The sequence below is a fragment of the Micromonospora rubida genome, from assembly GCF_009908295.1.
GTDB lineage: Bacteria > Actinomycetota > Actinomycetes > Mycobacteriales > Micromonosporaceae > Micromonospora > Micromonospora rubida.
In genome coordinates, this window is sequence record NZ_JAAALO010000005.1 from 547,426 (window position 1) to 571,348 (window position 23,923).

Below are 23,923 nucleotides of genomic sequence, written 5' to 3' on the forward strand. Positions count from 1 at the left end.
CGACCGCCCCCACGTCGAGGCGGTCCTCAGCTCAGGGTGAGCGTGAGGGTCGCGGCGTAGGCACCGGCGAGTTGGTTCGCCGGCACGGAGAGGGACAGCCCGGCCGAGGCGTCGAAGCTGCCGCCCGTACCGGTGGCGCTGGTCGGCGCGGAGCAGAGCGTCGCCGTGTCGACCGTGCCCGGGGTGCCGGCCACCGCGGTGACCGCGTTGGTCGCGCCGGCGGTGCCGACGCAGGCCGGCGTCCAGGACAGGTTGCTCTTGGCGATGGTTCCGCCCGGGGTGCCGGTGAAGTCGGTGACCGTGCCGACGAGGCTCCACCCGAAGGTGCTGCCCCGGTAGTCGGTCACCGTGACGGTCGACAGGCTGCCCGTCGCCGTCTGCACGCTGCCGCCGACGGTGACGCCGGAGAACGCGATGTTGCCGGTGCCGGCGGCGCGAGCCATCGACAGGTTTCCGGCGGTCACGGTCTGCGACAGGTTGTACGACAGGGTGCAGTTGCCGGTCGTGGCCGAGCCGGTCTTGGCAACGCACGAGTCAGCCGACCCCGTCCAGGCGGAGATCGCGAACAGGGCGCCGGACTGCGCGCCGACGTACGCGGTGGTGCTGTCCGTGACGGTGAAGGTGGCGTTGATCCCACCGGTGGCACCGGCCGTGGCCGTCGTCGCCGGGTCGCCCGTCGCGGGCGGCGGCGGGGCGCCGGTGAGCGCCTTGTAGCCGCGGATCGTGACCGTGCTGCCCGGGTTCCAGTTGGTGCCGGTGACCGTCACCACGGTGCCGGAGCCGCCACCGCTGGGGGTGATCGCGATGCCCGGCGAGCCGAGAATCGTGATCGGGACGGAGACCGTGTTGGTCCCGTCCGAGACCGCCAGGGTACGTGCCCCCGTGGTGGCGCCGCTGGGCACCGTGAGCGTGCCGGTGCCGGCGCCGGTGGCGCCGGTCGTGCCCGTGCCGGAGCCTTCGGGCGTTCCGGTGCCGTTGGCCGCGCGCAGTGTCGCGGTCAGGGCGGTGGACGGCGCGAGACCGGTCACCGCGTAGTTGATGACGTTGCCGGCCCGGGCGGACCCGGTCACGGTCTGGCCGGTCACCGAGGTGACCGAGACCGTGCCACCGAAGACCGTGAAGCTCTCCACGATGGAGGTCGGGACCGGCGCCGCCTTGTGGTCCCGGTCGCCCGCCGCCGAGCAGTACGTCTTGGCGACCGGGTTGTTGAGGATCACCCGGTTGACCGTCAGCGTCGAGGCTCCCGTCGCTCCGGCGACGTAGGTGCCGGTGGCGGTGATCGGGCCGGTGGGGGCGTTGCCGGCGACCGGAACGGCCGGGTAGTTGGGCTGGGTGAGAGTGACCGGGCCACTCTGCGCGCCACCCAGCGTCGCCTCCACCACGACCGGCACGTCACCGGGGTTGAGTGCGACCGGCCCGTTGAGCGGGCCGGCCGCCGCGGTGAAGGTCACCGTCACGGTCTGCCCCGGGCTCGGCGTCGCCGGCGTCTGGGTGAGCCCGAACGAGTCGGCCCAGTTCGTCGGCGAGCTGCCGGTACCGGCGTCGTTGAAGTACAGCCGGCATCCCAGGTTGCCCGGGGTGGGGCCGTACGCCTGCGCGGGGGACACGCAGACCGCGGTCGCGACGGCGGCCAGTGCCGCCACCCCCACCGCTGTAGCCGTAGTTCTGAGCAATCCCATTGCGGTCCCGCTCTCCTTCCTGTGGGGAACGGTGCACCCCTGGCCACTGTTTCGCTAGCGGAAACGGTGGTTTCCAAAATTGGATAGGTTCATAAAGGCAGCCGGCCCACCCTCCTGTCAATAGCCCGACAGGCGATTTGCGTCGGCCGATGCGATCGACTCCGCGGACACCGCGGCGTCGGCGGCGGGTTCGCGGAACGGTCTTGGCAGGGGGACCCGAGATGGGGCAGAGTGGGAAACGGCGTTTCCCTGAGGGAGGTCCAGGTGCGTTACGTGATCATCGGTTGCGGCAACGTCGGCATGGAGCTGGCCCGTCGCTGGGTCTCGGCCGGCCACCACGTGGTCGGCACCACCACCTCCCCCGAGCGGGTGCCCGAGCTGGCGCCCGTCTGCACCGAGGTGGCGGTCCTCCGGGGCAGCGACCGCGCGGCCGTCGAGCGGGCCACCCGGGACGCCGACGCGGTCGTGCTCACCGTGAGCCCGCGCATCGCCCGAGCCTTCGACGCCGACCAGCGCATCGCCGAGTACGCCGACACGCTCACCGCGTCCGCGCGCACCGCCGCCGCCGCGCACCCCCGGGTGATCTTCACCAGTTCGGTGTCGGTCTACGGGGCCGGCCATGGCGCGCTGGTCGACGAGGCCACCCCGGTCACCGACGACCCGGACGCCTCACCCCGCAACTTCATCGCCGCCGAGGCCGCCGTGCTGGCCGCCCCGCGCGGCGCCGCGCTGCGGATCCCCGACGTGTACGGGCATCCGCGCGACCTCGACTATCCGACCCGGGTGAAGCTGGCCCACGAGATGCTCGGCGGCAGCGTGCCGTTCTCGGCCGACGCCCTGCACTATCGCATCGACTACCGCGACGCCGCCGCCGCGCTCGATTTCGTGGTGAGCCGCGACCTCACGGGCGTGTTCAACGCGGTGCCGGACGCGGCCGTGCCGCAGACCAACCGGGCCGTCCTCGACGAGCTCTGCGCCGCCGGGGGCTGGCCCGCGCTGACCTACCGGGGCGAGATCAGGACCCCGTTCGTGCCGATCAGCTCCGCCAGGCTGCGCGCGGAGGGCTTCGCCTTCGCGCACTGAACCGGCCCGGGGCGAATGTCCGCTACAGACAGCCAGGCCGAGAACCAGGCCCCGGCCACCCTGCTCCGCCGCCGGTCGCGCGCATGCCCCGGTGGGGCCGCCGCTACGCCGCCCATGCCGTCCCGCACGCCGGGCTGACGGCTGGCGGCTGGCGGCCTGGCGAACACTCGCATGGTCGGGGGCCTACCCAGCGGCCCCTATGGAGCTGCCCCGTCTACGCTCCCGCTCCGTCGAGCGCACAAACGGGGCAGCTCCATAGGGGCCGAAAGAGGGTAGGCCGACCCGGCAGGGACCGACGACCTCGGCAAGCGGACTCATTTCCCGGGGCCTGCAAGGGCCAGGTGCTGGAACGGTCCTGCCCGCGCTGCTCCCACCGGCAAGAGCGCGTCTCCACCAACCGCCCCGCCCCAGGCCGGAGACCCGCACGACTTCGCCGGGCCCCGGGACGAGACCGGCTCAGCTCGCGCCCCGCGCGACGCGACGCCCGACCAGCCGGCCGAAGGCCATGGCCGGCGTCAGGCACATGCCGGAGCAGAACGCGTTGCCATTGACGGCGGCGGAGCCGATCACCTCGCCGACGGCGTACAGGCCGGGGATCGTCGTGCCGTCCGCGCGGCGGACCCGCAGCATCTCGTCCACGTCCAGGCCGGCGAACGTGATCAGGGTGACCGGATGGTTCTCCAGCGCGTAGAACGGCGGCTCGACGATCGGCGCCGGCAGGTGCGCCCGGCCGAAGTCGGCATCCCGGCCGTCGGCGACGAAACCGTTGTAGCGGGCCACCGTGGCCGAAAGCCCCGCCGGGTCGATGCCGGCCAGCCCGGCGAGCTCCGCCAGCCCGGGCGCCCGGTGCACGCCCCGGCGCCGGCCACACCGGGCGTCCAGCTCGGCCGCGCTCCAGCCCTGCACCATCGGGTGCGACTCGCGCAAGGCGTGGGCGTCGAAGACCGTCCAGAAGGTCATCCGGTCGACCGTGGTCAGCACCCGCTCCTTGTGGTCGATGCTGGGCTCGTCCTCGGCGATCCAGCGCCGCCCGGCCCGGTCGACGTAGATCTCCCAGGGCGGCCGCTCCGGCGCCACCAGGTGCGGCCGGTGCACCCAGTCGACCCGCAGGTCGCCGTCGATCGGGGGCAGCCCGCCGAAGGTGGGAATGTAGCGGCCCATGCCCTGCAGGCCGGCGCCGACGGACCGGCCCATGAGCAGGCCGTCGCCGGTCGAGGTGGGCGCCGCCGAGGTGGTCAGCGGGGCGCCCTCCAGCTCGGCGAACAGCTCCGGCGCGTACCCGAATCCGCCGGTGGCCAGCACCACGGCGGGTGCCCGCCACCGCGCGCCGTCGGCCGTGGCCACCCCGACCACCGCGCCGCCCTCGGTCAGCAGCTCGGTGACGCGCACCTCGCAACGCAGGTCGATGCGGCCGGCGGCCCGATGCGCGTCGAGCATCGGGCGCAGCGCGGCCAGGATCGCCGGACCGCCGGGGACGGTGGTGGCGTGGACCGTCCGCGGCGTGCGGTACGGCTCGTGCCCGTACACGATGCGGGGGGTGCCCGGATCGACGGCGAGCCCGGCGGCGAGCAGCCACTCCAGCACCGCCGGCTGTTCGCGCAGCGTCAGGCGGGTCAGGTCGGCCCGCGCGGTGCCCCGGCTGATCCGCCAGATGTCGTCGAAGTGCCGCTCGGGGTCATCGGTGATGCCCCGCGCATGCTGCAGCGAGAAGCCGCCGGCGGACAGGTGCCCGCCGGAGTACGGCAGGGCGCCCCCAACGTCCGGCGCCTTCTCCAGCAGCAGCACGGTGCCGCCCGCGTCGGCGGCGGCGATGGCACAGGCCAGGCCACCCGGCCCGGCGCCCACAACGATCGTGGTCGGCACGTCCACCTCCGGCAATCCAGTCGCGTATCCATGGAGGTAACAGTGTTTCCATGAGATCCGCGCGCCGTCAACCGCCGTGGGCGAGCCGTTCGGCAGCGGTCACCGCCGGCCGCACACCGTGCACAATCCCAGGCCGCCGGAGCCCGTGCTCGCCGGCTCAGCCGGGGAAGACGCCGGCCCGGGTGAGCTGACCGGGGACGGCGCTACCCAGCACGCCGCTGAGCCAGTCGGCGGTCTCGATCAGCTGCCGCAGGTCGACGCCGGACTCCACGCCGCTGCGATCGAGCAGATAGACCAGGTCCTCGGTCGCGATGTTGCCGGTCGCGGCGGGCGCGAACGGGCAGCCGCCGATGCCACCGGTCGAGGCGTCCAGCACCGTCACCCCGGCGTCCAGCGCCGCGACGGCGTTGGCGTAGCCGGTGTTGCGGGTGTTGTGGAAGTGGCAGCGCAGCCGGGGGCCCGGTGCCACCGCCGCGACACCGGCCACGAGCCGGGCCACCTGCGCGGGGACGCCGACGCCGATGGTGTCGGCGAGCGCGATCTCGTCCACCCCGAACTCCCCCGCCTGCCGGGCCAGGTCGAACACGGTCGCCTCCGGCACCTCCCCCTCGAACGGACAGCCGAACGCCGTGGCGATCGTGACCGACAGCGCGACCCCGGCGGCGCGGGCGTCGTCGGCGAGGTCACGCACCGTGCGGACCGAGTCCGCGACCGACATGCCCTGGTTGCGCTGGCTGAAGGTCTCCGAGGCGACGACCACGCAGTTCACCTCGTCCACCCCGGCGGCGATCGCCCGGTCAAAGCCGCGGCGGTTGAGCACCAGGCCGATGTAGGAGACGTCGGCGCGGCGCGGAACACCAGCCATCACGGCCTCGGCGTCGGCCATCTGCGGAACCCGCTTGGGATGCACGAAGCTGGTCGCCTCGATCCGGCGCAGCCCCGCGGCGATACTGCGCTCGATCAGCGCGATCTTGTCGTCGGTGGAGACGAGCACGGCCTCGTTCTGCAGGCCGTCGCGGGGGGCTACCTCGATGATCTCCACCGCTCTCCTGCCTTCCACGCAACATCGTCGATGGCCCAGCCTACGCTCGTTGCGTACGGTTCACCCGGCACAGGGGCAGGCGTGGCTGCGACCTCAGGGGTGCGCCCGCCTCGGCAAGGTGAGGATTTCGGCTCCGTCGCTGGTGATGGCGATCGTGTGCTCGCTGTGTGCCGTCCGGCAGCCTGTCGCGCTTCGGAGCGTCCAGCCGTCGGCATCGGTGACGAGGGCAGCGGTGTCCGCCATGACCCACGGCTCCAGTGCCAACAGCAGCCCAGGGCGCAGTTTGTATCCACGGCCGGGCCGCCCGGTGTTCGAGATGTGCGGGTCCTGGTGCATCGTCGACCCGACGCCATGACCTCCGAACTCGGTGTTGACCTGATACCCCGCCTCGCGGAGGGTCGAGCCGATGGCATGGGAGATGTCGCCGACGCGAGCCCCGGGGCCGGCAGCGGCTATCCCCGCGTCCAGCGCGCGCTCGGTCGCGCTGATCAGCGCGACGCTCTCCGGGGGCTTCGAGTCGCCCACGATGAAGCTGATGGCAGAGTCCGCAACGACTCCGCCCTTGGAGACGGCGAGGTCGAGTGACAGCAGATCGCCGTCGGCAAGCGGGTAGTCGTACGGCAGTCCGTGGAGCACGGCGTCGTTGACGGACGTGCAGATGTAGTGGCCGAACGGCCCGCGTCCGAAGGATGGCTCGTAGTCGACGTAACAGGACAGCGCTCCAGCCTCGACGATCATGGCCTCGGCCCACCGGTTGATGTCTTGGAGGTTGGTGCCCACCGCGCTGCGGCTCTTCAGCGTCTGCAAAATGTCAGCGACCAGGGCACCCGCCTCCCTCGCCCGGGGCAGTTCGGTGGGGTCCAGGATCTCGATCATGCGGCGCCCTCCTCATGCAACCAATAACTATCCCGGCCATACTATCCCGGTCTAGAATCGGAGCCATGGTCAGGTTGCCGCTCACACCCGCAGAGGTCGAGCGCGGACAGCGCCTCGGTGCCCTGTTGCGTCGCGCCAGGGGAGAGCGGTCGATGCTCGAGACCGCGCTCGGTGCACGCGTCTCACCGGAGACCCTCCGGAAGATCGAGTCGGGCCGCGTGGCGACCCCTGCCTTCCCGACCATCGCTGCGATCGCCGATGTCCTCGGCCTCTCCCTCGATGCGGTGTGGGCCGAGATCAACCAGTCCGAACGTGGTGTTGAACTGACCATCTCCGGTCGCCACGCACGTGAGCGACTGGCCTCGTGAGTTTCCGATCGGCGGACCAGCCGCAGGGTGACGGGTTGTGGGGCGTACGAGGGGGTGCGTCGGGTGGCGACGGAGGATGGCGCGGAGCCGGTCGGCGTCGGGATGACCCAGCGCGCCGAGGATGTCCAACGCCCGCAGCCAGGCGAGCCGGGCGGCCTCCGGGTCGCCCGCCGCCTGGTGGCTCTCCCCGGCGTGGGTGAGCGTGTCGGCCTCGTAGTAGCGGTCACCAAGGTCGCGGAACAGCTCCACCGCCCGCTGGTAACAGGCGGTGGCCTGCTGGTGGTCGCCGAGGTGGTGGTGTGCGTAGCCGAGGCTGTCCCAGGTGTTGGCCTCACCGAACCGGTCGCCCACCTCGCGCAGAAGCTGCAGCGCCCGCCGACAGTAGTGCAGGGCCGCGCCGTGGTCGTGGAGCTGGGCGTACTGCCAGCCGACCGAGTTGAGGGCGCGGGCCTGCAGGGCGCAGTCGCCGACGACCTCGGTCAGCTCCAGTGCGCGCTGGGCGTGGGCCAGCCCCTCCTGATGACGCCCCTGCCGGGAGCAGACCCAGGCGAGGCTCCGGGCAACGTGCGCCTGGCCGGTCACGTCGCCCAGTAGGGCGTACAGGTGGGCCGCCTGCCGGAGCTGGGCGTGCGCCTCGGCGAACTCGCCCAGTTGGGCGCGGGCACGGCCGAGGCCGGTGCGTACGCTCGCGGCGGCCCGACGGTCGGCCAGCAGGTCGGCGGCGGTCAGCGCGGTCTCGTGAGTCGCCGCCCAGTCCCGCCAGTGACCCTTGCGGTCGAAGAAGTCGGCCATGGTCCAGGCCAGCCGCCAGGCGTGGGCGTACAGCCCGTCGTCGGCCGCGCGGGTGACGGCGTTGAGCAGCACCTGATGCTCCGCGATGAACCAGGCCATCGCCTGCTCGGCGTCGGCCGGCGCCACCGCCGCGACGCCACCGCGGGCGGGCTCCAGGTCGATCGGATCGCGGAACGGTTGGAGTAGCCGGGCACCGGCGTACGCGACGTGCAGGTAGGAGTCGAGGACCCGGTGCACGGCAAGCTGACGCTCGCTGTCGCTGTCGAGGTCGTGGGTCAGCTCGGTCGCGTAGACGCGTAACAGGTCGTGGATCCCGTACCGGCCGGGCGCGTGTTCGATGAGCAGGTGTGCGCGGGCCAGCTCGGCCAGCAGCATCCGGGACTGGCGCAGCGAGACGCCGGCCAGGCTGGCCGCCGCGGGCACCGCGATGTCCGGACCGGGGTGCAACCCCACCAGCCGGAACAACCTACCGGCCGCCGGGCTCAGCGCCTGGTAGGACCAGGAGAAGACGGCGCGTACGTCGGTGGCCGGATCGCCACCGTCGAAGGCGTCCAACGCGTCGGCCGCGTCGCGTAGCTCGCTGGCCAGCGCCGCCAGCGGGAAGCCGGGGCGGATGGCGGCCAGCGAGGTGGCGACGGCCAGCGCGAGGGGCAGCCGGGCGCAGCTCGCGATGATCTGGTCGACGGCGGTCGGCTCGCCGGCCACCCGGTCACTGCCCAGCCGGCGGGCCAGCAGGTCCCGGGCCTCGGCCGCGGGCAGCAGGTCGAGAGCGAGCGGCTGGGCGCCCTCGCCGGCGACCAGGGAGGTGAGCTGGTTGCGGCTGGTCACCACGGCAAGGCAGCCGGCCGAGCCGGGCAGCAGTGGGCGGACCTGCGCGGCGTCGCGGGCGTTGTCGATCAGGACGAGGACCCGCCGGCCGGTCAGCAGGCTGCGGTAAAGCGCGGCCTGGGCGGACAGGCCAGCCGGAATGCGCTCCACCGGTACGCCGAGAGCGTCCAGGAATCCGCGGATCGCGTCGGCGGGGTCCAGCACCGCCCCACCGGCGTCGAAGCCGCGCAGGTTGACATAGAGCTGGCCGTCCGGAAAGCGGTCGGCGACCTGGTGGGCCCAGTGCACGGCCAGCGCGGTCTTGCCCACCCCCGGCGTGCCGGAGACGGCCGAGATGACCATCGCCGGCGGATCCGGCTCACCCGGCCGGTTGAGTCGTTCGTCGAGCCAGCGCAGTTCGTTGCGCCGACCGGCGAAGGCGCGTACCGCCGGGGGTAGTTGGGCTGGCGCGGACGCTCGGGCCGCGACCGCGACCACCTCGCCGGCCGGCGCGGACCAGGCGAGCGCCGGGTCCTGCGACAGGATGGCGCTCTCCCGGTTGCGCAACGCCGGGCTCGGCTCGATGCCCAGGTCGTCGCGGAGCGTACGGCGCAACCGCCGGTACGTCGCGAGTGCGTCGGACTGTCGGCCGGCCCGGTAGAGCGCCACCATGAGCTGTTCGTGGATGTGCTCGTCGAGGGGATGTTCCTGGGTCAACAGCTCCAGCTCCGGTACGAGCTGCGCGTGCTCGCCGAGCGCCAGGCGGCTGTCGACCAGTGCCCGGACCGCGACCAGCCGCAGTTGTTCCAGGCGTTCGGCCTGCTCGTGCAGCCAGTCGAGGCTGGCGACGTCGACCAACGACCGACCCCGCCACAGCTCAAGGGCACTGGCCAGCACCGTACGGGCGTGCCCGTGGTCGGTCGACCGGGTGCCTTCGCGGATGAGCCGCTCGGCCACCTCGACGTCGGTGGCCTCGCCCGGCAGATCCAGCATGTATCCCGGAGAACGACCCACGATCGCGCTCCGGGCGCCGATGACGCGCCGCAGGTAGGAAACGTGGCTCTGCAGGCTGTTCGGCGCGGTCGCGGGGGCCTGGTCGCCCCAGATCACGTCGATCAGGCGGTCGGTGCTGACGATCACGCGCGGGTGCAGGGCGAGCACCGCGAGCACACCCTTGCGCCGGATTCCGGAGACCGTGCCGGTCTTGGTGCTCGCGGTCACGTCGACCGGCCCGAGAAGCCTGACTCGCATTGGTCCGCCCCCGCCTCAACCACAAGGTTCGACTTCAGGTTAGCGGCGGAACAAGCGACCTGGACGGCTCAGTCGGACACCGGACGGTGCCGGCATTTCAGCGCCACGTCAGCCGCGCTACAGCGGCCGCTGTCAGAGTTCGATTGCGACAGCAGCAAACATCCACACTTTCCGGCAGGAGGAAGTCACCATGAAATTCCGGATCCCCATCGCGGTCGGCGGCGCGCTCGTCATGATGATGGCAACGCTGGTCGGCGGCACCGCCGCCAACGCCACCCCGGCCGCCAGGACCACCGGCATCGGCACCAACGCCGTCGAGCAGTACAGAATCTTCGTACACACCGCGAACATCGACGGAGCCGGCACCGACGCCACCGTACGGATGAAGGTGTACGGAACACTCGCCGAGTCCCCCGGCTACATCAACCTCGACAACGCCGCCGACAACTTCGAACGCAACAGCAACGACTACTTCGGGCCCTTCTCGTGGTACGACATCGGGCGCCCCGACTTCATCGGCGTCTACAAGGGCAGCAACGGATCCGAATGGTACCCGGAATACGCCCAGATCTACGCGTACGCCACCAACACCTGGTACAACTGCCCCATGAACGCCTACTACGGCGACGGCGAGGAAACCCGCTGGTTCGACTGCCCGTAAAACCCAAACCGATCCAATGATCGCGGCACAACCTCAGCTACAAGGGTGTCCCCGGCCAACTGACGACCGGGGACACCCTTGCACTCCTCACCTGACCCACTCCTCACGCCCCCCGCGCGGGCACCCCGCCCGACACCCCCGCTTTCACGGAAAGAGTGGTCATGGGACGCGGAATGGCCACGCTTTCCGTGAAAGTGCATGGTGGGCGGCCGACGTCCTCGGCCTCTCCCTCGATGCGGTGTGGGCCAGGTGGGGCGGAGCGGATCACGCGCCGTGGTCGAGCGGGTCGAGCGGGTCGAGCGCGACCAGCGGGTGCGGTCCGAGGTGGGGGCCGGTCGCCGGTAGCGATGCCTGGGACCGACACGCGATGTCCACTAAGCTCCCACGCTCCAGAATCAACAACAGAAATTAGGTGCCCTGCCGTGTCGAATGAAGCTGATTTGACCGACCGTACCGGGCAGTCCCCGAGGATCTTGGCGGCCTCGTGGGGGCGCTTGGAGGTCGAAGGTCTCTCGGCGGGCAAGGATTTCAAGCTCTATCCCGGCGGAGGCAAGGAGTGGGACTGGGCCGAAACCGGAACCCGCCATAGTCCCGGCATCCAGCCCGAAGACGTCGAGGAACTCCTCCGACACGGCGCCACCGTGGTCGTCCTGTCGCGCGGCATGCAGCTTCGGCTTCAGGTTGACCCGCGCACGCTCAAGCTTCTCGACGAGCGAGGCGTGATCGCCCACGTCGCCGAGACAACGCAAGCCGTAGATATCTACAACGACCTGGCCGCAACACAGCAGGTCGGCGGGCTGTTCCACTCGACCTGCTGACTCATACGAGATGGTGGGACTGGCCCGGTCGACTACCCCTCAGGGCCGTGGGACGTCTGCCGGGTCGCGCTGGACGACCGTCAGTCGGTAGCGAGTTCCGGGCGGCGCGCCGGGGTTCTCTTCGGCGAGGGCTCCCCGGCGCCAGTGACGGGAGTGAGGATCGGTTCGATCAGCTCGGCGAGCCGATGGCGCTGCTCCGGGTCCAGCCGGCCGGTTGCCGGCAGCAGCGCGGCCCTGACCTCGCCGTAGAGCCGCTCGGTCAGTTCAAAGCCGGCCGCAGTGAGGAACACGTCAACGGCTCGGCGGTCCTCGGCGCTCCTGCCACGGGCGAGCAGCCCCCGGCGCTCGGCACGGTCGATCAAGCCGGACATCGTCGACTTGTCCAAGCCGAGGAACGTGGCCAACTCGGTCATCCGCGGCCTGCGATCGCGCAGCAGGCCAAAGACCCGCAGTTGCGTCAACGACAGGTCATGCTCGGCGCCGATCCGGGTGAGCACGCCCATCACCTGAAAGGCGTTGCGGACGAGGGCGTCCACGAGCGGGTCCGCGGAGCCGCCGGCCGGCACGTCGGTGGTCATGTCCGCATGCTAGTTGACATGGTTCGCAATGCCAATCAAAGCGTGCTGATTGCGGGCCCGCCCACCACCCTCATGGTCCTGCTGCACTCCGCCGGCCGGCCCTCATTCGCGACCGTCGCCGCACTCGCCGCCACCCTCCTCGCCGCCACCCTCCTCGCCGCCATCTCCTGGCACGCCAGCTCAGGCGGGCGGCCAATCACACCCTCCAGCAGGGCCAGGCACCGCACTGGCCAGGGCTCCCGGCTCGCACCACATCCGCCCGGCGGCGATCCTCCGGCGCCTCCCTCGGCGCGCGCGACGCGTCCCCGGCCGAACCTGGCGCCACCGACCCAGATCCCCTCGACGAGGTCGTCGACTCTCCGACTGCGACCTCCCCCCCTCGTGGCATCGCCGCACGGCGCCCCGCCGCCACCCTGACCACCACCGCCACCCTCGCTCGCGGTGACTCGGAAGGTCAGCGCCGATCGCGAGCGGCGCGGCATCCACCCTTGACATCGTTTGCATTACCAACCATCATCACTCTTGTTGGCAATACCAACGACTTAGGGAGGACCACATGCACGCCGCCGTCATCACCGCCTTCAACGTGCCGCCGATCTACCGTGAGCACCCCGAACCGGTCGCCACCGGCGAGAACGAGATGGTCGTGGAGGTTCTCGCGGCCGGACTGCACCACCTGACGAGGGCAAAGGCCGACGGTTCGCACTACTCCAGCAGCGGCGTACTGCCGCTCGTTCCCGGCGCCGACGGCGTCGTGCGCGACAACCAGGGGCGGCTTCGCTATGCGGCGCTGGACGACACGGCCCTGGGCACGTTCGCCGAACGAACCGTGATCGACCCGCGCCGCAGCGTTCTCCTGCCGGACAACATCGATCCCGTGCAGATCGCCGCCGCGATGAACCCCGGGATGTCCTCATGGGTCGCGCTGCGCCGCCGCATCGACTTCCCGAAGGGGCGGCGGGTCCTCGTGCTCGGCGCCACCGGCAGCGCCGGACGGATGGCGATCCAGATCGCCAAGCGATTCGGCGCCGCCCAGGTGATCGCCGCCGGCCGCGACGCCGCGCGCCTGGCCACTCTGCCCGCGCTCGGCGCCGACGAGGCGATTACGTTCGACAAGATCGAGCAGGCAGCCGATGTCGATGTCGTCCTCGACTACGTCTGGGGCGAACCCACCGGCCAGGCCATGATGCGTCTGCTCACCGCTCGCACCGACCGCAGCGTCCCGCTGACCTGGATCGAGATCGGGTCGATCGCCGGCGATCTCGCACCGATCCCGTCCGCTGCCCTGCGCGGCGCCCAGTTGCAGATCGTCGGCAGCGGCATCGGCTCCGTCTCCCCCCGCGAATTCATCCAAGAACTGCCGGAGCTGGCCGTTGCGGTGGCCGAGGGCGCGATCGAGGTGCGGGCCCGGCGCACCCCACTCGCGGAGATCTCGCAGGCGTGGACCGCCGAGACAGAGGAGCGCATCGTCCTGGTGCCGTAGTTCGCCTGGAGGATCGCCCACTGTGGCTGCCACCACGGGCGGTCCTCCGCGAACCGGCGTGCCAGCCGCCGAGCAATCTCGCCCGCCCCTCCGGCAGGGCGTCCGCACCAACGAGGAGTGGTTCATGCAGAAGCGCGCATTGATCGTGGGATTGGGGATCGCGGGCATGGCCACGGCGATCGGGCTGCGCCGGGCCGGATGGGCGCCGGTGATCATCGAGCGGGCCCCGGAGCGCCGAATCGGCGGCTATTTCATCGGCCTGCTTCCCGACGGCAGGCAAGCGGCCGACGACCTCGGCATCGCCGACTACCTGCACACCCGCACGCCGGACAGCGGGACCGTATGGTCCCTGAACCGCGCCGGGGCCCGCAGACCTGGTCTGGGCTTCCTCGACCTGCCCGGACGACCGAGCGCGGTGCTGCGCGGCGACATCGAAGCCGCGCTCTGGCGCGGGATCACCGAGCCGGCGGCGGGCGAGAGCGACATCGAGGTCCGCTACGCCACCACACCTGTGGAGATCGTCGAAGGCTACGACCGCGTGGAGGTACGGCTCAGCGACGCCGCCACCAGCACCCGGTACGACGAGTCCTTCGACCTCGTCATCGGCGCGGACGGGCTGCGGTCGAGCGTGCGCCAGATGGTGTTCGGCCCGCACGAGCGCTTCATGACGCACTGGAACGCGATGATCTGCGCCTTCCAGCTGCCCGAGCAGGTGCCCGGCTTCGCTCCGCAGGACAGCATCATCAGCGCCCGCTCCAAGCGGGCGGCGTGGGTGTTCGCGCTGGCCGACCGGGCACCGACGGCGCTACTGACCTACTGCACCAAGGACGTCGACGCCGAATTCACCGATGAGCCAGTCGAGCGGCTGCGCACGGTCTACCAGGGCATGGACGATCCCCTGGTGCGGTACGTCCTGGACTCCCTGCCGCAGGCCACCGACTATCTGTTCGACTCGGTGCACCAGGTGCGGATGCCGCGGTGGAGCCAGGGACGGGTGATGCTGCTCGGCGACGCGGCCTGGTGCCTGAACCTCTACTCAGGGATGGGAGCCAGCACGTCCCTCAAGGGCGGCGCTGAGCTCGGCCGGGCATTGCGAGAGAACCCCGACGACGTCAACGCCGCCATCGGCGTCTGGGAAGCCCTGCTGCGCCCGTACATCACCAAGCACCAGCGCAGTGCCCGCCTAAAACAGCAGATGCTGGTCCCGACGAACCGCTGCTTCGCGGCGATCCGCTCGCTCGTCGTGGACCCCGCCGCCCGGGTCCGGCGCCGCGCGGTCGTCCGGCAGGCCAGCCAGCTGGGCACCTGACCGGATCAGGCGGTACGAATCGCCGGGTGGTGTCCGCAAGACGGGTGAAGAATTGCGACACAAGGTGTCAGGTTTTGGGTCGAGCATGGTGTCACCGGTCCACGTGGTCGTGGGCCGGGCATCACGGATAGACAAGGATCTTCATGCGCGAAACGCCAGAAGAGCTCAATGAGCTTCAAACCCTCCTTGATGCCTCCCTCGCCCGCTCCACCTCGCACCTCCGCTCGATCATCAACAGCGAGCGCAGCCTTACCGCCGAGCAGCTCACCCAGGTTCTCACCGGCATGTGCACCCTCGCCCTGGCCACCGTGACGGCGAAGGGCGAGCCGCGGATCAGCGGCGTGGACGGGCACTTCCTGCACGGGAAGTGGCACTTCGGCACGGCGCGCGGCGCGGCCAAGGCGCGCCACCTCGCCGTCCGGTCCGCCGTCAGCGCCGCGCACATGCGCGGCGAGGACCTGGGCGTGTTCACGCATGGCACGGTGGAAATTCTCAATCCCCAGGACGGCGAGCCGGCCGAGGACTGGCCGGACCTGCTCGCGTACTTCAAGGGCTTCTACGGCGAAGACTCCTTCGACTGGGACAACGACATTGTCTACTACCGTCTGCATCCGCACTGGATGACCGTCTACGCACCCGACATCGCGAAGCTCACCGCAACGTCCCGGTCCTGATCCGCAGCACGGGCCGACCGGGCCCGGCCACGTGATGAGAGATCTGGTGAAGCGGCCACTACGCGACGCCGTTGATGACGGCCTGTCCCGCGACCCCCGCTCCACGGTCGCGACGATCATCGATATCGACGGGCACCTGGGGCTGCTGTACTCGCGCCTTCCGGGCACCGGCTCGGACCCGGCGGTCGGGAGGGTCTCCGGCTCGGCAGGCCCCAGGAGATGCGCGCGCTGCCGACACCATCGGCCCCCGCCGACTCGGCAGGGGTCGCCCCCTGCCGAGTCGTCCCCTGCCGAGTCGGCCTTGCCGAGTCGGACCCTGGCGAGTCGGACCCTGGCAGGACGGCCCCTGACAGGACAGCCTTCGCCGAGTCGGCCCACCCTCCGTCGGCCCCTATGGAGCTGCCCCGTTTGTGCTACCGATGGAGCGGGCGCGTAGACGGGGCAGCTCCATAGGGGCCGAAAGACAGGTCTCCGACCGAGTGCCGGGCGCAACCGTCAGGCTGCCACCCAACTGCCCGGTGCACGGGGCGGCATCGAGCGGCATGGCGGTGGCCTCCCGGGGCATTCGCGGGAGACCGGACATAGCGCAGGACCTGCGAGACCGAGGCCCTGCCCAGGATCTCGGGCCACCCTCAAGGAGCGGAACGGGATTCCCGCAAGGCAGTTGAACGTCGGGTGGGATCGGACGCTCCGCGACTGTGCCGGGGCCCTGGGCAATTGACCAAGCGCTGGAGCTGACCGTCACCGAGGCCGTGGAGCAGTTCTCCGAGCCCCGGCAACTCGCAGAGACCCTGGGAACCGTGAACCGCGACGTAAGGGTGGACAACTCCCGGCTCGTCAATATCGATAGCCATTACCAGCGGCAGTGCTTCGTCGATTGCCGCAGTTGCCGCGGTGCCACCACTTGCCAGCCACCACCGCCTCCGCTACACAGGGGTCAGTAGGGAAAAGCGCCGCTACGACGACCAGTGTGATCCACCAACATGGATGGAGGCGCCTCGATGGCGTTGATCCCTGCGGCTGGCGGCGGTTGTGGCGAGTCGTCGACGCCCTCATCGTCGATCCAGTCCCCGGGGCCGGCGAATTCCGACGTCGAATGGGACAGCTTCGACCCCCAGGCATACGTCCGGCACAACTACGCGGTGCTGCGTGCCGACGATCGTGAAATCCTCCGCCGGACCAGGGACTTCTTCGCTGAGACGACACTCTCCGACGCGTGCTGTGTCGACGTCGGGTCGGGGGCGAACCTCTACCCGGCGCTGTCGCTGCTGCCCATCGCGCGCACGCTCGACCTGTGTGATTGGTCGGCGTCGAACGTGCGCTGGCTGAGCACGCAGATCGCCAGCTACGACGAGCTCTGGGACCCGTACTGGCAGGTGTGCGCGGAGCACCCGGCGTACTCGGCGGTAACCGACCCGCGGGGCCGTCTGGCTCAGGTGGGCCGGGTGCTGCGGACCAGTGTCTTCGACCTGCCCAGGTGCGCCTGGGACGCCGGCACGATGTTCTTCGTGGCCTGCTCCATATCGGCCAACCAGGCGGAAGCCGAGCACGCCATCGGCAGCTTCCTGCACGCGCTGCGGCCTGACTCGCCCTTCGTCGTGACGGTCATGCTCGGTTCCCGCGGCTACCACGTCGGCGAGCACCTGTTCCCGGCCGTGGCGCTGCAGCGCGCCGAGGTGGTTGCCAGCATCGCGACCAGCGCGTACGACCTGGACGTCCACGAGGTCCGGCCCCGGACGCCCCTGCGGGACGGATATCTGAGCATGCTGCTGGCCACCGGCCGCAGCCGCGGTTAGGGCACCACGTCAGTCGCCGGCATTCGTCCGGCGGGCGCCGACGGGCCAGAGGATCGTAATCGGGACACCCTGCTGCCGCGCCCAGTCGACGGTCCGGTCGGTCGCCGCCGCGTGGCAGCCCGGATCACCGTCCCAGACCGCCACGAGTCGCTGAACCCGTCGCACCAGTTCCCGGTTGGCGGCCACGTAGGCGGCCGTGCCGGAGCGGTCGTAGCCGGGGTGGACGACCGCAGCCGCCCGAGCGAGCAGCTCGTCGAAGGTCGCTCGGTTCTCCGGGGCGATCACGGCGGTGCGGTAGTCCCGGGCGGGCAGGATCACCTCGTACGTGCCGCCCATGTCCAGTAGCGTGCGCGCGAAGACCTGGTCGGCCCCGGCGGCCAGGCAGGTTACGCCGTGCACCGGACGGTCGCTGATCCGCCGCAACTCGACGCGGAGCGCGTCGGCGACGAGCAACTCGGTGTCGCGGGTCAGGTTGATGTGCCCGGCTATGCCGACGCGCACCGGTGCGGATTCAGTCGGCATCCCCCGGTCCTTCCCGCTGCTTGGGCACCGCGGGCGCCAGCCGGATCAGCTCGAACCCGCTGTCGGAGAGCACGTCGGGCAGGGCCCGGATCTCCGCGCGGTTCTGCTCCTGGACGTCGAGGGGCAGCGCGTCCCATGGCCGCAGGGCGGGATGCCGCCGCCGGACGTCGTCGCGGAACTCGCCGTGCGTCCAGCCCTCCCCGCGCCGTTCCCGGCACCACCGTTCGTGTTCGAGGCGGGCGAGTTCCTCGATCCGGTCGTCGATGGCCTCTCCGGCGGCGGAAGCGTCGCCGGTGCCGCCACGCCGGGGCGCCACGACGCACCCGAGGTTATGCAGCTTGGCGGCGATGTCCTGGACGTGGGCCCGGTTGGCCCGTCGCAGCGACTCGGGCAGTCGCGACCAGCCCACCATCGCAGGCGCGCCGCCGGGGCGCAGCCCGGCACCCTGCTGTGCCTGGAGGTACCGCTCGTGGATCAGCCGGGCCAGCCGCTCGGTGAGGTCCTCGGCGATCAGCCGGGCATCGCAGGCGTGAGTCAACACCGGATAGAGGCGGAGCTTGCCGTGTACTTCGTCGAGCAGATCGTGGCGGGCATCGCCGTGGAAGGCGGCGGCAAGCGCTGCCTGCCGGTAGACCGGAACGAAGACCGAACTATCCGCGCTCTGCCAGAGGGCGGGCGTGTCCAGCACGAACTGCAGCCCGTTGGTCTCGTCCGGGGCGCAGATGTAGATGCGGTCGTAGCGGCGGCGGTCGAGCCGGTCGAACCTCGCGAGCCGGTCGAGCTCCAGATCGTACGCGGTGATCTCGCAGGTGGCGGTCAGGAACGGATAGCGCGACGCCACGGCGGCGAGTTCGGTGCTGGCGTCCGGGGCCGCCAGGTCCACCCGCAGCGGGGCCGGCAGGTGGCCGGCCGGGGTGTCGGCCAGGCGTGCCCGCCAGTGCCGGGCGGTTTCCACCAGGAGGGTCCGGCGGAAGCTGCCGGTGCCGGCGATGAGCACCCTCGCGGGCCGGCCGCTGGGGCGCGGCAGCGGGTGGTGTCGGTGCAGTGCGCGGGCCGCGACGTCGTCGACGTGGAAGTAGTCCAGCCGCAGCCGACTGAATCCGACGGCGCCGAGCCGTCGGGCCTGCAGGGACAGGCACATCTCGGAGTCGTGGACCAGTACGTAGACCCGGGGTGGTTGCCGGCGGTCCTGGATGAGGCGGCTGGCGGTGTTGGCGATCGCGTGGTTGCGGTCGTCGTCCTCGCTGCACACGTAGACGGTGTGGGCCCGGGACAGGCCGGCGCCGCGCAACACCGCGGGGCTGGCCGGGTCGCCGATGACACCGAGATAGCGGCGTAGGCGGTACTCCAGCGGTCCGAACGGTACGGAGCGCACCACGACCACGCGTTCGCCGTCGGCGAAGAGCCGGTCGGCGAGCATGTGGGCGAACTGGGAGTCGCCGCAGACCAGGACGTGGTTGCGGGCCCGCCGGGCCCGCAGGCGGCGGCTCTCGGCGGCCAACAGCAGCCGGCTTGCCTCGGCCACGGCGAGCAGGGTGAACAGCGGGGCGGCGAACCGGGCGACCTGCAGTTGCCACGGGTAGGGCCCGGGGTCCTGAAAGGGTTCGGCGCCGAGAACGAAGAGCTGCAAATCGTAGTAGAACACGTCGTACGGATTGTGCGCGGTGTCGGGCCGGGACTCAAGCAGGCGCTCGAAGCCGACGTAGCCGAGAATGAAGGCGCCCAGTCCGATGAATCCGAAAACGACTCGCAGCCACCATACGGCCAGGCGGGACGAGCCAGCGGCCGGGTCTGTCATGAGTCATATGGTATTTGACGGGATCGATACAACCGGGCTCGGCGCGTACAATCCGACGCCCCCGACCTGTTCATCGGCGTCGCCACCAACGCCGGCCGGGCGAGCGGGCGGGCCCGGTCACGGGAAGTCGTCGGGCCCGGTGTCAGGCAGCGCGGCAAGCAGTTGCCCGGCCAGCCGCCGTACGGTGCCGTCGTCCTCCTGATGGGCGAGCCGCAGGAGCACGTCGCGGGTGCGGGCGTCGCCGCAGTAGTGCCGGGTCAGCGCGAGCAGCGCGGTGCGCCGGATCTCCCAGTCGTTGTCGTCGGCCAGTCGTAGCAGCAGGTCCGGGTCGGCCAGCGTGGCTCCCAGCTGCTCCACGGCCCGGCGCCGGACCTCGAGGGCCGGGTCGTCGCGGACCAACCCCACCAGCAGCACCCGGACCTCCGGGTCCGCCCCGAAGTGCGTGCCGAGCGCGGCGGCGATGCGGGCGCGGATCGCCGGGTCCTGGTCAGCCAGGCGGCGCATCAGCCGCAGGGTCACCGCCATGGATGCCGCCCCCTGCTCGGTCAGGCAGCGCACCGCCGCGTCGAACACCGTGGGGTCGGTGTCCGACTCGACGCACTCCAGCAGCACGTCGGTCACCACATCGGGGCTCCCGTGCTTGCAGAGAGCCTGCACGGCGGCCAGTCGGATGCCGACGTAGCTGTCCCGGCGGGCCCGCCGGCACAGCGTCTCCACCAGGCCGTCGGTCTCGCCGTACCGGGCCAGCGCCTGGGCGGCCGCGCGCAGCACGTTCGGGTCCGGGTCCCGACTTGCCTGTTCGGCCAGGCACGCCAGCACCTCAGGGTCGGGCGGGTCGGCGAGGTGGGCCAGGCGGAGGGTGACCCGCAACCGGACGATCGGGTCCCGCTCCTGGGAGGCGCGGCTGATGAGCAGATCACGAGTCGCGTCGCCGCGCGGCGGACGGGCGGTGAGCAGGTCGACCGCCGCGAGCCGGACGCTGGCGGTCGGATCGCGGCGAGCTCGTTCCAGCAGCAGTTCTCCGGTGCGGTGGTCCGGGTACGCCTCAACCAGCGCGCGCACCGCGGCGAGGCGAACCGTCGCGTCCTCGTCGGCACGAGCCGCGTGCCTGGCCACGTTCCATCCGGTGTCGTCGGCGCGGTCCCGGTCGATCAGCGCGGCCACGGCGGCTGCCCGCACCGCGGCGTCCTCGTCCTGCTCGATCCGATCGATCAGCCGGGCTCGGCAGCGCCCCTCCGGGTCAGCTACGAGCGCCAGCCGCTGCACGGCCACCGCGCGGATCCGCGCGGAGGTGTCGGCGCAGGCCAGCTTCAGCAACAGCTCGGTGCTCTCCGGGCTGGCCCGCCCGGGCAGCAGCTCGGTCACTACGCAACGCCGCACCTCGTCCGGGGCGTCGCCGGTCACCCGCCGCAGCGCCCCCGCGCGGGCGGTCTCGGCGTGATCCGGCAGGGTCAGCAGCCCTTTCAGCGCGCACTGCACCACGCCGGGGTCGGTGTCGGTCGTCAGCAACCGTTGCAGTGTCCCAGCTGCGCCCGGCAGGGTGGCGCAGCGCGTGGCGAGCACGTCGGCGGCGGCCCGCCGCACCGCGGCGGCGGGGTCTTCGGTGGCCCTGGCCAGCACCTGGCGGGCATCCTCGGCCAGCTCGGTCCGGCCGCCGAGCGACTGCACGGCCAGCGCGCGCACCGCGACATCGGGTGAGTCGGCGAGGTCGCGCGGCACGTCGACGTAATCGACGTCGGTGCCGAAGTGCGCGACCAGCGCCCGTACGGCGGCCTGCCGCACCGCGGTGGAGACCTCGACCTGCGCCTGGGCGAGCAGCAGGTCCCGGCAGCGGCGGCGGCTGCGGCCGGTGATGTCCGGCCGCCCGGCGGTCTCGGCCAGTCCCGCGACCAGGGTGAGGTGGGCCTGCCGCTCGCGGCCCTGCCCGAGCTCCCGGACCAGCAGTTGCGTCAGCTGCTCGTCGGCGGCGGAGAGCACCGCGGCGATCCGGGTGGCGAACGCGGAGCCGGAGCGCCAACTGCTCCGCACCCCGCGACGGCGGTACCACTGTAGGAAGGCGTCGCGGCCGGGCCAGCTGGGCCCGAGCACCCGGATCGAGGAGAGCAGCTCCTGCTCGGTGAGCTCCACCAGGTTGGGGTCGTCGGCGGAGATGCCGTGTTCGATCAACCGCACGACCTGGCACAGCACCGCGTCGCCCGCGCCGGCCAGCTCGGCGGGCTGCGCCGCCTCCGCCACACACTGCGCGGCCAGCACCAGGTGCCATGGCGGGCCGGTCAAGTTCAGCGGTGGCCAGGGCTGGTTGGCTTCGGTGGCGAGCAGGGTGACCAGATCATTGGCGGCCCGGGCGGGCAGGGCGCTGGCGACCAGCCGGAGCACCTCCCGCCAGGACGGGTCGGCCCAGTGCTCCCGGAACAGCGCGCGCAGTTGGTCGAGGCCCCAGGCGTCCGGATCATGCTCGAACCTGTCCACGATCTCCTCAGCGCAGAAGAACTCCAGGAACGTGCGGTGCACGAACCCGAACAGCCGCAACCCGTACCGTTCCAGGATGAAGCTTCGCTGCCGCAATTGGTCGATCATCGAGTAGGCCAGGGTGAGCGCCCGCTCGTTGTCAAAACCGTAGAATGTGACGAGGTGGTCCCGGAAGATGCGGGCCAATTCGTCGGATTCGACGTAGTTTCCGGCGGGACCGGACCCCCGAAACTGCATTCGATACGCCAGGTGGCGCACCAGCCGGCGCTTCGCCTGCAGATCCAGCTGCGGCACGTCGCCGTGGCTCTCCCGCAGTTGTTTGGTCACGTCCCACTCGGAGATCAGTACGTCGGTGACGTGCTCGTAGAGCCGGCGCCGGTTGCGGGGCAGCGGGTGGCCCCGGCCGACGATCGCCATGAGCATCAGCAGCAACGGGTTGCCGGCGATCTCGTGCATCTCCCGGGAACTGTGCACCACGTCGAGGATCTGTCGCCGCTGCCGGTCCGCCTCCGCCGCCGGTGTGGGCATCACGTAGCGGTACCAGTTGCCGAGGAACCGGGCGATCCGCTCGTCGTCGAGATCCTCCAGGGTGAAGTGGTCGAAGCCGGCGTTGGCGAAGGTGTGCCGCAGGTAGCCGGCCGCCCGCGAGGTGACCACCGTCCGCACCCCCGGGTACTCGCTGACAAACGCGCCGATCTGGGCGGCCACCTCCTCCCGCTGCGTCGGGTCGAACACCTCGTCCAGGCCGTCGAAGAGGAACAGCGCCTGGCCGCCCTGGTGCAGGTACGCCTTCAGCACGTCCTGGTCGATCCCGGCCAGCCCCTGCTGGTGGCGGTGGCCGACGTAGTCCAGCAGGCCGTCGCACCGCCCGTCGCCGCAGTGCGCGGCGTAGGACCGCAGCTCGATCAGGACGGGCAGGTATCCGTCCAGCGCCGCCAGCCGGGGCTCGGAGCATTCCCCGGCCAGCGCCAGCGCCAGGTACCGTGCGGCCGCCGTCTTGCCGGAGCCGGGATCACCGAGCAGCACGATCGACCGCCGGCCCGGATCGCACACCACGTCGAACAACACCAGCGCGTCCTTGGCGGCGTACTCCTCCCAGAGCCGCTCGACCTCTTCCGGGTTGACCACCCCGGGCAGCCCGCGGGCGCTGCCGTCCGCGGCGGAGCCCGCCCAGCGCCACCAGGCCAGCGGCATTTCCGGCCGGGTGTCCTCGTGGACCCGGGGTTCCACGAACACCTGCGACAACCCGACCGTGAGGTAGCCGATGGTGGGGCGGGGCGAGACCGCGTCCAGCGGAACGGCCTGGTATCTCAGCGCCAACTGTTTGTAGTAGTGGCTGCGCACGGACTCCGGCAGGTGGGTGTCCGGGTCGGCGGGCTCGCGGGCCGGGGACCGCCCGCTACGCACCTCGGCCAGTGCCACGGTCACCTTGGCGGCGAGGTCGTCCACCGAAGAGAAGAAGGCACAGAGGTGGCGCTCCTTGAGCTCCCGGCGCAGCGCGACGACCTGCTGCCAGTCAGCGTCCCGGTCGATCAGGTGAACCGGCCAGGGCGTGTCCTCCGCGAGCAGGAAGATCAGGCAGGGCTTGCCGGCGGCGAGGGCCTCGCGGTACTCCAGTTCGGTGATGGAGGACCCCTGGCCGGGCGGGCGGAACCCGTACCGCCAGGCGAACAGCCCCACGTAGAGATCGCACCGGCGCACGTCGATCAGGCAGCGTTCCAGCGGCGGCCGGATGTCGGCGCTGTACGCCTCCATGGCCACGTCCTCGATTGCCAGACGGCGTGCCACGACGTGGACGGCAGCGCGATATTCCAGCAGGTCTTTTTGGGTGGCCGAAATGTAGACCTTCATGGACGGCAAACTCCAGGGAGTGGCTGGCGACCGCACCATTCAAAATATCAGTTGCTGTCACATCCTTCTGACCCGCGAATGATCGCCACCTCTACCGCTTGGGAATCCCATCAACCGTGGGCCTATGATGGCCGCCAGGACAGTTACGGATCCGGGCAAGCCGAATCCCGCGCTCCAAGGGGTTCCGGCAAATCCACACAAAT

The 23,923-nt window shown here is 71.1% G+C and carries 16 protein-coding genes and 1 pseudogene; 8 read left to right on the plus strand and 9 right to left on the minus strand.

The genetic code is table 11. The features are described from left to right. Positions 1–26: 26 nt before the first annotated feature. Complete coding sequence (locus tag GVV04_RS21460; protein ID WP_161689852.1) at positions 27–1,643, minus strand: WxL domain-containing protein; 1,617 nt, start codon at positions 1,641–1,643, stop codon at positions 27–29. A gap of 300 nt (positions 1,644–1,943) precedes the next feature. On the opposite strand from GVV04_RS21460, the gene GVV04_RS21465 reads away from it, so the two are divergent. Next, positions 1,944–2,762, plus strand: coding sequence for an NAD(P)-binding domain-containing protein (locus tag GVV04_RS21465; RefSeq protein WP_161689853.1), 819 nt, complete (start codon positions 1,944–1,946; stop codon positions 2,760–2,762). Positions 2,763–3,218: 456 nt separating this feature from the next. On the opposite strand, the gene GVV04_RS21470 is transcribed toward GVV04_RS21465, so the two are convergent. From GVV04_RS21470 to map, 3 genes are all read right to left on the minus strand, one after another. Continuing rightward, positions 3,219–4,625, minus strand: a complete 1,407-nt coding sequence (locus tag GVV04_RS21470) for an FAD-dependent oxidoreductase (protein ID WP_201753864.1) — start codon at positions 4,623–4,625, stop codon at positions 3,219–3,221. A gap of 157 nt (positions 4,626–4,782) precedes the next feature. Then, the gene (locus tag GVV04_RS21475; protein ID WP_328822500.1) at positions 4,783–5,667 is read right to left on the minus strand and encodes a hydroxymethylglutaryl-CoA lyase; all 885 of its coding nucleotides are present in this window, start codon (positions 5,665–5,667) and stop codon (positions 4,783–4,785) included. 93 nt (positions 5,668–5,760) lie between these two features. Further along, the gene (gene map, locus GVV04_RS21480; protein ID WP_161689856.1) at positions 5,761–6,543 is read right to left on the minus strand and encodes a type I methionyl aminopeptidase; all 783 of its coding nucleotides are present in this window, start codon (positions 6,541–6,543) and stop codon (positions 5,761–5,763) included. Between the two features lie 65 nt (positions 6,544–6,608). Between map and GVV04_RS21485 the strand changes: the two genes are divergently transcribed. Next, on the plus strand, positions 6,609–6,911 hold the full coding sequence (locus tag GVV04_RS21485; RefSeq protein WP_161689857.1) for a helix-turn-helix domain-containing protein: 303 nt from the start codon (positions 6,609–6,611) through the stop codon (positions 6,909–6,911). 129 nt (positions 6,912–7,040) lie between these two features. Here the strand turns inward: GVV04_RS21485 and GVV04_RS21490 are convergent. After that, positions 7,041–9,761, minus strand: a pseudogene (locus GVV04_RS21490) (BTAD domain-containing putative transcriptional regulator); the annotation flags it as partial. A 190-nt stretch (positions 9,762–9,951) separates the two neighbouring features. Between GVV04_RS21490 and GVV04_RS21495 the strand changes: the two are divergent. Both GVV04_RS21495 and GVV04_RS21500 read left to right on the plus strand, forming a co-directional pair. Continuing rightward, positions 9,952–10,422: a PLAT/LH2 domain-containing protein gene (locus GVV04_RS21495; protein ID WP_161689858.1), complete on the plus strand. Its 471-nt coding sequence runs from the start codon at positions 9,952–9,954 to the stop codon at positions 10,420–10,422. Between the two features lie 422 nt (positions 10,423–10,844). Next, positions 10,845–11,240 (plus strand): Mth938-like domain-containing protein, encoded by a 396-nt coding sequence (locus GVV04_RS21500; protein WP_328822501.1) that lies wholly within the window; start codon positions 10,845–10,847, stop codon positions 11,238–11,240. An 80-nt stretch (positions 11,241–11,320) separates the two neighbouring features. Here GVV04_RS21500 and GVV04_RS21505 read toward each other — a convergent pair whose 3' ends face one another. Continuing rightward, entirely contained in the window at positions 11,321–11,818 is a 498-nt protein-coding gene (locus GVV04_RS21505; protein ID WP_161689860.1) for a MarR family winged helix-turn-helix transcriptional regulator, read from the minus strand. Between the two features lie 556 nt (positions 11,819–12,374). Between GVV04_RS21505 and GVV04_RS21510 the strand changes: the two genes are divergently transcribed. The 4 genes from GVV04_RS21510 (at position 12,375) to GVV04_RS21525 (ending at position 17,080) form a co-directional block, all read left to right on the plus strand. Then, positions 12,375–13,301 carry a quinone oxidoreductase family protein gene (locus GVV04_RS21510; RefSeq protein WP_161689861.1) on the plus strand — a complete coding sequence of 309 codons (927 nt, stop codon included), beginning with the start codon at positions 12,375–12,377 and terminating at the stop codon, positions 13,299–13,301. Positions 13,302–13,425: 124 nt separating this feature from the next. Then, entirely contained in the window at positions 13,426–14,610 is a 1,185-nt protein-coding gene (locus tag GVV04_RS21515; RefSeq protein ID WP_161689862.1) for an FAD-dependent monooxygenase, read from the plus strand. A gap of 143 nt (positions 14,611–14,753) precedes the next feature. After that, on the plus strand, positions 14,754–15,284 hold the full coding sequence (locus GVV04_RS21520; RefSeq protein WP_161689863.1) for a pyridoxamine 5'-phosphate oxidase family protein: 531 nt from the start codon (positions 14,754–14,756) through the stop codon (positions 15,282–15,284). 1,001 nt (positions 15,285–16,285) lie between these two features. Beyond that, the gene (locus tag GVV04_RS21525; RefSeq protein ID WP_161689864.1) at positions 16,286–17,080 is read left to right on the plus strand and encodes an SCO2525 family SAM-dependent methyltransferase; all 795 of its coding nucleotides are present in this window, start codon (positions 16,286–16,288) and stop codon (positions 17,078–17,080) included. 9 nt (positions 17,081–17,089) lie between these two features. Here the strand turns inward: GVV04_RS21525 and GVV04_RS21530 are convergent, their stop codons facing one another. From GVV04_RS21530 to GVV04_RS21540, 3 genes are all read right to left on the minus strand, one after another. After that, positions 17,090–17,602, minus strand: a complete 513-nt coding sequence (locus tag GVV04_RS21530) for a hypothetical protein (protein WP_201753865.1) — start codon at positions 17,600–17,602, stop codon at positions 17,090–17,092. Then, positions 17,592–19,400 carry a RyR domain-containing protein gene (locus GVV04_RS21535; protein WP_161689865.1) on the minus strand — a complete coding sequence of 603 codons (1,809 nt, stop codon included), beginning with the start codon at positions 19,398–19,400 and terminating at the stop codon, positions 17,592–17,594. Before GVV04_RS21535 ends, GVV04_RS21530 begins: the two co-directional genes overlap by 11 nt. Before the next feature lie 117 nt (positions 19,401–19,517). Next, the gene (locus GVV04_RS21540; RefSeq protein ID WP_328822502.1) at positions 19,518–23,759 is read right to left on the minus strand and encodes a HEAT repeat domain-containing protein; all 4,242 of its coding nucleotides are present in this window, start codon (positions 23,757–23,759) and stop codon (positions 19,518–19,520) included. Positions 23,760–23,923 lie beyond the last annotated feature (164 nt).